This is a genomic window from Oleiphilus sp. HI0079 (assembly GCF_001635105.1).
On record NZ_LWFT01001332.1, the window covers coordinates 1 to 723 of the forward strand.

Genomic DNA, 723 nt, shown 5'->3' on the forward strand with positions numbered 1-723 from the left:
GGTTTGCCTCATCCATCGCAAGAATGTAATCAAACTCGTAAAAATCATTGCTTTGAACCTGTCGAGCCCTCAAATGCGATAAGTCATAACCACGTTTTCTAGCATGCGCTGTCGCGCGCTTGTCTGGCGACTCACCAATGTGCCAACCGCCGGTACCACAAGAATCAATGTGAATCTGCTCAGCAAGCCCCTTGGCTTTTACAAGCGACTCAAATACACCATGCGCAGTGGGTGAACGGCAAATATTACCCAAGCAAACGAACAGCACGCGCGTCATTTCGCACCCTTAAAATACTGACGCACACGCTCTAAATCTTCCTGTGTATCCACGCCTGAAGGAGGCGCTTCAGCTGCGATATCGATGTGTATTCGCACACCATTGCTGAGCGCGCGCAACTGCTCAAGCTTTTCGACTTGCTCCGTCATACTGGGCAGCCATTGCACATACTGGCGAAGAAAACCAACGCGATAAGCATACATACCGATATGGCGATAATACTCTGCTTTTGAAGACAATCGAGGAGGTGTTTCAGTTAAGGCATCGCGTGCGTAAGGAATCGGCGCACGACTAAAATACGAGGCAAAACCATGCTCATCAAAAACAACTTTCACCGCGTTGGGATTGAGAACAGTATCTAAATCGTGAATACGCTCGCACAGCGTTGCGATGCCCGCTTCCGGATGATCATCCAAATTTTGCGCGACTTGCTCAACCAACGCCTT

General features: G+C 49.1%; 2 protein-coding genes. Both read right to left on the reverse strand.

What is annotated here, in order from left to right; translation table 11 throughout:
* The coding region (locus A3750_RS23065) for a low molecular weight protein-tyrosine-phosphatase (protein WP_197475262.1) at window positions 1-277 on the reverse strand (277 nt) is incomplete at its 3' end.
* Window positions 274-723 (reverse strand): cytidylyltransferase domain-containing protein (locus A3750_RS23070; RefSeq protein ID WP_369819978.1); only part of this gene is annotated, 450 nt, incomplete at its 5' end. The genes A3750_RS23070 and A3750_RS23065, both read right to left, overlap by 4 nt.